9 protein-coding genes are annotated in these 9197 nt (G+C 68.5%); 5 read left to right on the forward strand and 4 right to left on the reverse strand.

Going from position 1 to position 9197, the window contains the following annotated elements; all coding sequences use genetic code 11:
* Positions 1-104: 104 nt before the first annotated feature.
* From QH470_RS00840 to QH470_RS00850, 3 genes are read right to left on the reverse strand one after another with little or no spacing between them, the layout of a single operon-like run.
* On the reverse strand, positions 105-806 hold the full coding sequence (locus QH470_RS00840; RefSeq protein ID WP_280270295.1) for a response regulator: 702 nt from the start codon (positions 804-806) through the stop codon (positions 105-107).
* Positions 803-3343, reverse strand: coding sequence for a DUF4118 domain-containing protein (locus tag QH470_RS00845; RefSeq protein ID WP_280270296.1), 2541 nt, complete (start codon positions 3341-3343; stop codon positions 803-805). Before QH470_RS00845 ends, QH470_RS00840 begins: the two co-directional genes overlap by 4 nt.
* Positions 3340-3495: a hypothetical protein gene (locus QH470_RS00850; protein ID WP_280270297.1), complete on the reverse strand. Its 156-nt coding sequence runs from the start codon at positions 3493-3495 to the stop codon at positions 3340-3342. Before QH470_RS00850 ends, QH470_RS00845 begins: the two co-directional genes overlap by 4 nt.
* A 291-nt stretch (positions 3496-3786) precedes the next feature.
* On the opposite strand from QH470_RS00850, the gene QH470_RS00855 reads away from it, so the two are divergent.
* The 5 genes from QH470_RS00855 to QH470_RS00875 are packed head-to-tail and all read left to right on the forward strand — an operon-like array spanning position 3787 to position 8657.
* The gene (locus QH470_RS00855) at positions 3787-3870 is read left to right on the forward strand and encodes a potassium-transporting ATPase (protein ID WP_114699639.1); all 84 of its coding nucleotides are present in this window, start codon (positions 3787-3789) and stop codon (positions 3868-3870) included.
* Positions 3867-3953, forward strand: coding sequence for a potassium-transporting ATPase subunit F (locus tag QH470_RS00860; RefSeq protein ID WP_280270302.1), 87 nt, complete (start codon positions 3867-3869; stop codon positions 3951-3953). Before QH470_RS00855 ends, QH470_RS00860 begins: the two co-directional genes overlap by 4 nt.
* Positions 3954-5630: a potassium-transporting ATPase subunit KdpA gene (kdpA, locus tag QH470_RS00865; RefSeq protein ID WP_280270298.1), complete on the forward strand. Its 1677-nt coding sequence runs from the start codon at positions 3954-3956 to the stop codon at positions 5628-5630. It begins immediately after the preceding gene.
* Positions 5627-7747, forward strand: coding sequence for a potassium-transporting ATPase subunit KdpB (kdpB, locus tag QH470_RS00870; protein WP_280270299.1), 2121 nt, complete (start codon positions 5627-5629; stop codon positions 7745-7747). Before kdpA ends, kdpB begins: the two co-directional genes overlap by 4 nt.
* 16 nt (positions 7748-7763) lie before the next feature.
* Positions 7764-8657 (forward strand): potassium-transporting ATPase subunit C, encoded by an 894-nt coding sequence (locus QH470_RS00875; RefSeq protein ID WP_280270300.1) that lies wholly within the window; start codon positions 7764-7766, stop codon positions 8655-8657.
* Here QH470_RS00875 and QH470_RS00880 read toward each other — a convergent pair.
* The coding region (locus QH470_RS00880) for a TetR/AcrR family transcriptional regulator (RefSeq protein ID WP_280270301.1) at positions 8647-9197 on the reverse strand (551 nt) is incomplete at its 5' end. The genes QH470_RS00875 and QH470_RS00880 overlap by 11 nt on opposite strands.

Here is a 9197-nt window from a genome sequence, read left to right on the forward strand (position 1 = left end):
CCGCTGCGAAGCGACGAAGGAGCCAGCAGCGGCACCCGAAAACCGAGACCAAGGGCGCCGAAAACCCGCCGCAGCGAAGCGGAGGCCAAAAACACAGCAGACCCTCAAACGCTGAACCGATACCCCATCCCCGCCTCAGTCAACAGATGCTTAGGACGCGAAGGATCATCCTCCAACTTCCGCCGCAACTGCGCCAAATACACACGCAGATAATGAGTCTCGGTCGCATACGAAGGCCCCCACACCTCCCGCAGCAACTCCCGCCGCCCCACGAGCTTCCCCTGATTACGCACCAACATCTCCAAAACCCCCCATTCCGTCGGCGTCAAATGCACGTCGACCCCATGCTTGGTCACCTTCTTGGCCGCCAGATCGACGACGAACGACGAGGTCTCGATCACCGGATCGGTCCCCTCCCCGCCGTCGGCCGCCCGCCGCACCGCCGCCCGCAGCCGGGCGAGCAGCTCATCCATCCCGAACGGCTTGGTGACATAGTCGTCCGCCCCGGCGTCGAGCGCCTCGACCTTGTCGGCGGAGTCGGTGCGCGCGGACAGCACGATCACCGGCGACCGGCTCCAGCCGCGCAGTCCGGCCAGCACGTCGATGCCGTCCATGTCGGGCAGGCCGAGGTCGAGCACGACGACGTCGGGGTGTTTCTCGGCGGCGGCGCGCAGTGCGGCGGCGCCGCTGGCGGCGGTGATCACCTCGTACCCGCGGACCGACAGGTTGATCCGCAGCGCGCGCAGGATCTGTGGTTCGTCGTCGACCACGAGCACCTTGGTCGGCGCCGTGTTCGGTGCAGTCACCGGTTCTCCTGTTCTGAAAGCTCTGTCGTACCACCGGAATCGGACGGTCCTTCGCCGGTCGGCAGATCGATCACCATGGTGAGACCGCCGCCGGGGGTCGGCTCGGCGTGCACCGTGCCGGCCATCGCCTCGACGAAGCCGCGGACCACCGACAGGCCCAATCCGACGCCGGTGGAGTTGTCGCGATCGCCGAGCCGCTGAAACGGTTCGAACATCTGGTCTTCCATGCCCGTCGGCACTCCGGGACCGTAGTCCACCACGGTGATCGACACGCGGTGGCCGGTGCGTTCGGCGGCGACACGCACGGTGGTGTCGCGTGGCGAATAGCGCAGCGCGTTGTCGATCAGGTTGGCCAGCACGCGTTCCAGCAGGCCGCTGTCGGCGCGCACCGAGACATCGCCGACCTCGACCTTGATCCGGTCCATCGCCGCGCGGCGCACGCCCCGGGTGCCCATCCCGACCCCGACCACCGCCCGGCTGACGACCTCTTCCAGGTAGACCCGCTTCAGCTGAGGCCGAACCACCCCGACGGCCAGCCGCGAGGAGTCGAGCAGATTGCCGACGAGCGCGGTGAGCTGATCGACGGATTCCTCGACGGTTTCCAGCAATTCGGCGGTGTCCTCGGGGGAGAACTCGACATCGTCACTGCGCAGGCTGGACGCCGCGGCCTTGGCGGCGGCCAGCGGAGTGCGCAGGTCGTGGCTGACCGCCGACAGCAATGCTCGGCGCAACCGGTCGGCCTCGAGCACGCCGGCGGCGGCCTGGGCCTCGTCGGCCAAGCGGCGGCGCTGCTGCAATCCGGCGGCCTGATTGGCGACCGCGCCCAGCACCAGCCGGTCGCCGGCGGTCAGCGCGCGGCCGGTGAGCAGCAGCCAGTGCATGTCGTCGCCCGCCTCGATCGCGACATCGGCATCGCCGACCCGGCGCGGCGGGTTCTCGCCGACACAGGCGATCACCTCGTCGTCGGTGGCGAAGCTGACCGCCCGCTGCCCGAAGGTCTCGCGGGCGCGTTCGAGCAGGTCGTGCAGGTCGGCCCCGTGCAGAACGGCACCGGCGAACAGGGTGAGCAGTTCGGCCTGCTGCGAGGCCCGGCGCGCCTCGCGCCGCCGTTTCGAGGACACGTCCACGAGCGCCGCGACCGCGACGGCCACCAGCAGCATCACCACGATGGTGAGGAAGTTGTTCAGCTCGGCGATGGTCAGGCTGTGCCGCGGTGAGACGAAGAACCAGTTCAGCAGCAGCCCGCCCAGCAGCGCCGACAGTGTGGCCGGTGCGACGCCGCCGAGCAGCGACACCGCGACGACGCCGATGAAGAACAGCGCGCTCTCCCCGGCCAGGTCGAGGTGGTGGTCCACCCAGAAGTAGCAGCCCACGGTGATCAGCGTGGGCACCAGCACCGCGGCCGGCCAGGACGACAGCCTGCGATACCGGGGGGTGACCGCCGACCATCGGAACCCGCGCTTGGATTCCTCGTGGGTGACCATGTGTACGTCGATCTTTCCCGACAGCTGCACGACGGTGGATCCGATGCCCTCCTCGACCATGCGGGCCCAGCGCGACCGCCGCGAGGTCCCCAGCACCAGCTGGGTGGCGTTGACCTGGCGGGCGAAGTCGAGCAGCGCGACGGGCACGTCCTGGCCGGTGACGGTGTGGAGTCCCGCGCCGAGACTGTCGGCCAGGTCCCGCAGCCGCGCGAGGCGCTGGGTGGACACTCCGGCCAGGCCGTCGCCGCGGACCACGTGCACCACGATCAGATCCGCGCTGGACTTGGTGGCGATGCGGCTCGCGCGGCGCACGATCGTCTCCGATTCGGGCCCGCCGGTCACCGCCACCACGACGCGTTCGCGCGTCTCCCAGGTATCGGTGATCCGGTGGTCGTCGCGATACTTGGCCAGCGCCGCGTCGACCTGGTCGGCCAGCCACAGCAGCGCCAATTCCCGTAGCGCCGTGAGGTTTCCGGGCCGGAAGTAGTTGCGCAGCGCGGCATCGACCCGCTCGGCGGCGTAGACGTTGCCGTGCGACATCCGCCGCCGCAGCGCCTCCGGGGTGATGTCCACCAACTCCACCTGCTCGGCGCCGCGCACCACCCAGTCGGGCACGGTCTCGCGCTGCACCACGCCGGTGATCTGCTGCACGACGTCGTTGAGGCTCTCCAGGTGCTGCACGTTGACCGTCGAGATCACGTCGATGCCGGCGTCGAGCAGTTCGTGCACGTCCTGCCAGCGCTTGTCGTTGCGGGAACCGGGCACGTTGGTGTGGGCCAGTTCGTCGACGAGCGCGACCGCGGGGCGGCGGCGCAGGACCGCTTCCACGTCGAGTTCGGGCAGGGTGGCGCCGCGGTAGTCGATCAGCTTCGGCGGCACGCGCTCGATGCCCGCCAGCAGTTGGGCGGTCTTCGCGCGGCCGTGCGTCTCCACCACGGCGGCGACCACGTCCCGGCCGCGTTCCAGCCGCCGATGCGCCTCGCCGAGCATCGCGAAGGTCTTGCCCACGCCCGGGGCGGCGCCGAGGTAGATCCGTAGCTGCCCGCGCTTCACTCGTCCATCATGGCGCGGGCGCCGCGGCGACCGTCTCGCGCCACGCGCTCGGCCGCTCGCGGGCGGCGCTGCGCGGTCGCGAGTACCCGCAGGGCCAGCGCGCAAGCCAGGAACCCGAGGAGCACCGCGGTGGTGACCGCGAAATCCGGCACTGTCTTCTCCTTACCGTCGCTGTCGTAGCCGGCCGGTCGATCCCGTAGCCGAGCACTCCACTGTCTACCGGCGGCGGTGGCGGTCAGACCGATCTTTACGGCTTCTTGACGGCCGTCCGGCCGACGTTGACGGCATTGCGGCGCTGACCGCGCACGCCCCTGTAAGCGCGGCGTCAATTCGCGGCGGCGGAACGCTAAGAAGGCGTCAACGACCTCGAAAACGGCCAAAGCAGACGCTTGACTCGCTGTGGCGCGCCTCGGGTGCGCCGTTGTCGAGAGAGGTTGTTTCCCATGTCTGTCGTGGTGTTCACGCTGCTGACCGTGGCGGTCTTCGCACTGCTCGGCCTGATCCAGCGGGGAGTCGAACGGCTGTGACGCAGAACATCATCGGCCTGCTGCTGGCCGTCGGCGTCGCCCTGTATGTCCTTGCGGCCCTGCTGTTTCCGGAGAGGTTCTAGGTGAACACGACTACCGCGGGGATACTGTTCGCGGTATCCCTGGTGATCGCGCTCGCGGTGGTGCACGTCCCGCTCGGCGACTACATGTACCGGGTCTACGCGGGCACGAAGCACTCCCGGCTCGAGCGCGGTATCTACCGGCTCATCGGCGTCGAGCCGGGCGTCGAGCAGACGTGGGGCATCTATGCCCGCAGTGTGCTGGCGTTCTCGGCGATCGGCGTGCTGTTCCTGTTCTTCCTGCAACTGCTGCAGGGACATCTGCCGTGGCATCTGACCGATCCGGGCACCGAGATGACCGGTGGCCTCGCGTGGAACACGGCGATCAGCTTCGTCACGAATACGAACTGGCAGAACTACGCCGGTGAGTCCACGCTCGGTCACACCGTGCAGATGGTCGGGCTCACGGTGCAGAACTTCGTCTCGGCCGCGGTCGGTATCGCGGTGGCGATGGCGCTGGTGCGGGGCTTCGCGCGCCGCGACACCGGCGACCTCGGCAACTTCTGGGTGGATCTGGTGAGGGGAACCATCCGGCTGCTGCTGCCGATCGCGTTCGTGTTCGCCCTCGTCTTCGTGGCGGCGGGCATGATCCAGAATTTCCATGTCTACGACCAGGTCGCGCAGACCGTGGCCGGTACCGGATCGCAGACCCTGCCGGGCGGTCCGGTCGCCGGTCAGGAGGTCATCAAGGAGCTGGGCACCAATGGCGGCGGCTTCTTCAACGTCAATGCCGCGCACCCGTTCGAGAACCCGACCGCCTGGACGAACTGGCTCCAGATCTTCCTGATCCTGGTGATCGGCTTCTCCCTGCCGCGCACCTTCGGCCGCATGGTCGGCAGCCCGAAGCAGGGTTACGCGATCACCGCGGTGATGGCCACGCTCGCGATCATCAGCGTCACCCTGACCAATCTGTTCCAGCTGCTGCACCACGGCACCGTGCCCACCGCGGTCGGTTCGGCGATGGCCGACGTGGAAACCCGCTTCGGCGTGTCGAATTCGGCGACCTATGCCGCGGCCACCACGCTCACCTCGACCGGTGCGGTCGATTCGGCGCACGATTCCTACACCAGCCTGGGCGGGCTGTGGCCGCTGTTCAACATGCAATTGGGCGAGGTCGCGCCCGGCGGTGTCGGCGCGGGGCTGTACGGCATGCTGATCCTGGCCGTGATCACGGTGTTCGTCGCCGGGCTCATGGTCGGGCGCACGCCGGAGTACCTGGGCAAGAAGATCACGCCGCGCGAGATCAAGCTCGCCGCCACCTATTTCCTGGTGAGCCCGCTGATCGTGCTGGTGGGCACGGCCGCCGCGATGGCCATGCCGGGACAGCGCGCGAGCATGGCCAACACCGGGCCGCACGGCCTGACCGAGGTGCTGTATGCCTTCGCCTCGGCGGCCAACAACAACGGATCGGCCTTCGCGGGACTGTCCGGCAATACCGACTGGTACAACACGGCGCTGGGCCTGGCCATGGTCTTCGGCCGCTTCGTCCCGATCATTCTCGCGCTCGCGCTCGCCGGTTCGCTTGCCGCACAAGGACATACCCCCGAGTCGATCGGCACGTTGCCGACGCACCGGCCGCAGTTCGTCGGCATGGTCGTCGGCGTGACGCTGATCCTCGTCGCGCTCACCTTCCTGCCCGCCCTGGCGCTCGGGCCGCTCGCCGAAGGAATCCACTCATGACCGCCCCCACCCTGGCGAAATCGCGTGTCGGCACGGGCCTTTTCGACCCGCGGATGCTGGTGCAGTCCCTGCCGGAGGCCTTCCGGAAACTCGATCCGCGCACGCTGTGGCGCAATCCGGTGATGCTGATCGTCGAGATCGGCGCCGTGTGGTCGACGATGCTGGCCATCGCCGAGCCGACGTTCTTCAGCTGGGCCGTCGTCGTATGGCTCTGGCTCACGGTGCTTTTCGCGAATTTGGCCGAGGCCGTCGCCGAGGGGCGCGGCAAGGCGCAGGCCGACACATTGCGTAAAGCCAAGACCGACACCGTCGCTCGCAGGCTGGTGGATTGGCATCCCGGTCAGCAGCGCCACACCGAGGAGCAGGTCTCGGCGCCGGAACTGCGCCGCGGCGATCATGTGGTGGTCGAGGCGGGGCAGGTCGTCCCGGGTGACGGCGACGTCGTGGAAGGCATTGCGTCCGTGGACGAGTCGGCCATCACCGGCGAGTCCGCGCCGGTGATTCGCGAGTCCGGCGGTGATCGTTCGGCGGTGACCGGCGGGACCACGGTGCTGTCGGACCGGATCGTCGTGCGGATCACGCAGGAGCCGGGTGGCTCGTTCATCGACAAGATGATCGCGCTCGTGGAGGGCGCCTCGCGGCAGAAGACGCCGAACGAAATCGCGCTGAACATTCTGCTGGCCGCACTCACGATCATCTTCGTGTTCGCCGTGGCGACAGTGCAACCGCTGGCGATCTTCGCCAAGGCGAACAATCCCGGCGTCCCGAACACTGCGGCGCTGGACGTGCACGGTGTCACCGGCATCGTGCTGGTGTCGCTGCTGGTGTGCCTGATCCCGACCACGATCGGCGCACTGCTGTCCGCCATCGGCATCGCGGGCATGGACCGGCTGGTGCAGCGCAATGTGCTGGCCATGTCCGGCCGCGCCGTCGAGGCCGCGGGGGACGTGAACACGCTGCTGCTGGACAAGACCGGCACCATCACCCTCGGCAACCGGCAGGCGTCGGAATTCGTGCCGATGCCGGGCATCTCCGAAGACGAGATCGCCGACGCCGCACAGCTTTCCAGCCTCGCCGACGAAACGCCCGAGGGCCGCTCGATCGTGGTGTACGCCAAGCAGGCCTACAACAAGCGCGAACGCACGCCCGGCGAGCTGACCGGGGCCACGTGGGTGGAATTCACCGCGCAGACCCGCATGTCGGGCGTCGACCTGCACGATGGCCACCAACTACGCAAAGGCGCGGCCAGCGCCGTCACCGAATGGGTCCGCGCCCACGGCGGCGAAGTCCCCGCCGAGGCAGGCGTGACCGTCGACGGCATCTCCGCGGCCGGCGGCACCCCGCTGGTGGTCGGCGAGATCTCCGGCGGGAATGCCCGGCTGCTCGGCGTGATCCACCTCAAGGACGTCGTGAAGCAAGGCATGCGTGAGCGTTTCGACGAGATGCGCCGCATGGGCATCCGGACGGTCATGATCACGGGTGACAATCCGTTGACAGCCAAGGCGATCGCCGACGAGGCAGGCGTGGACGACTTCCTCGCCGAGGCCACGCCGGAGGACAAGCTGGCGTTGATCAAGCGGGAGCAGGATGGCGGCCGCCTGGTCGCGATGACCGGCGACGGCACCAACGACGCGCCCGCGCTCGCGCAGGCCGACGTCGGCGTCGCGATGAACACCGGCACCTCGGCCGCCAAAGAGGCCGGCAATATGGTCGATCTGGACTCGGATCCGACCAAGCTGATCGAGATCGTGGAGATCGGCAAGCAGTTGCTGATCACCCGGGGCGCGCTGACGACGTTCTCCATCGCCAACGACGTCGCCAAGTACTTCGCGATCATTCCCGCGCTGTTCGTGGTGCTGTTCCCCGGGCTCGACGTCCTCAATGTCATGCGGCTGCACAGCCCGCAGTCGGCGATCCTGTCGGCGGTGATCTTCAACGCGCTGGTCATCGTGGCGCTGATCCCGCTGGCGCTGCGGGGCGTGAAGTACACGCCGTCGAGCGCGTCCACACTGCTCTCCCGCAATCTCGCCGTCTACGGTGTCGGCGGCATCGTCGCGCCGTTCCTCGGCATCAAACTCATCGACCTGATCGTCCGATTCCTCCCCGGGATGTCCTGATATGCCTACTTTCTCGATGCGGAAGACAACCTGGATCCGGCAGCACCTCGCGGCGCTGCGCGCGCTGCTGGTGCTGGCCGTGATCACCGGAATCGTCTATCCCGTAGCGGTTTTCGGGGTCGCGCAGCTGCCCGGCCTGCACGACAAGGCGAACGGGTCGCTGATCGAGCAGGACGGCCGGATCGTCGGCTCGTCGCTGATCGGCCAGGCCTTCACCGACGGCAACGGCAACGCGCTGGCGCAGTACTTTCAGAGCCGACCGTCGAGCTCGGGCAAGGGTGACGGCTACGACCCGACCTCGACCAGCTTCACCAACCTCGGTCCGGAGAGCATCGTCGACACCCTCGCCGAGAATCCGGACGACGCGAAACAGAGCCTGCTCACCCAGGTCTGCGCACGCAGCAAGGCCGTCGGTGAGCGCGAGGGCGTGGACGGACGCCGCCCGTTCTGCACGAAATCCGGTGTGGGCGCGGTGCTTTCGGTGCTGGGTCCGCAAGACGACCGCGGCCGGGTGACCCATCCCACGGCGGTGATCAGTGTCGACGAGGCCTGCCCGGCCACGCCTTTCCTGGATACCTACGAGGGTGTGCGGGTCGAGTGCGCGAGGGTCGGCGCGGACTACTCGGCCGGGCTGATCGTGCCCGTGCGCGGCGACGCCCCGTCCGCTCCCGCGGTGCCCGCCGACGCCGTCGTCACCTCCGCCTCCGGACTCGATCCGGACATCTCCCCGGAGTACGCGGCCATTCAGGCGCCACGAATCGCCAAGGCCCGCAACATCTCCGAAGCCGACGTGCGCGCGGCGGTCGATGCGCACACCCAGGGTCGCGATCTCGGTTTCCTGGGTGAGCCCCGGGTCGACGTGCTCGAGTTGAACCTCGAACTGGACCGGAGATACCCGGTCACAGGCTGAGGGTTTCGGCCTGGGTGCGTGGAGTTCGCAGTGCCGGGGCCACCCAGGTGGAGAGGTAGTCGCGAAGGTCGCGGCCGGTGCGCGGCGGGCGGCCGGGGTCGATGACGAACGACTGGACGATGCGCAGCATGTGTTCGACGAGGCCGTCCAGGTCGGTGTCGGAGATTCCGGCCGCGTCCCAGTCGACCGCGTAGCGTCGCAGGATCGAACGGCCGAACGCCATCGCGGTATCGGAGGTGACGCCCGCCGAGAACGCTCCGGCGCGGCCGGGAGCCAGCAGCAGGCCGAGGTACTTCTCCTGCGGCAGGCGTTCGAGGGTGTAGGCGATGCCCTCGACGACCGCGGTCGCGGGATCGCGCAGATCGTGCAGATGCTCGGCCAGGACGTCGAGGAATTGCTCGGTGTGCGCGATGGCCGTCGCGGTCAGAAGCGCTTCGGCACTGGGGAAGTAGCGGTACACCGTCTGGCGGGTGACCCCCGCGTGGACCGCCCCCCAGGGGCATGGTAAAAAAACCCCCCCGGCAAAGAAAGGCCCCCATA

The sequence above is a fragment of the Nocardia wallacei genome (assembly GCF_029868745.1).
Lineage (GTDB): Bacteria > Actinomycetota > Actinomycetes > Mycobacteriales > Mycobacteriaceae > Nocardia > Nocardia wallacei_B.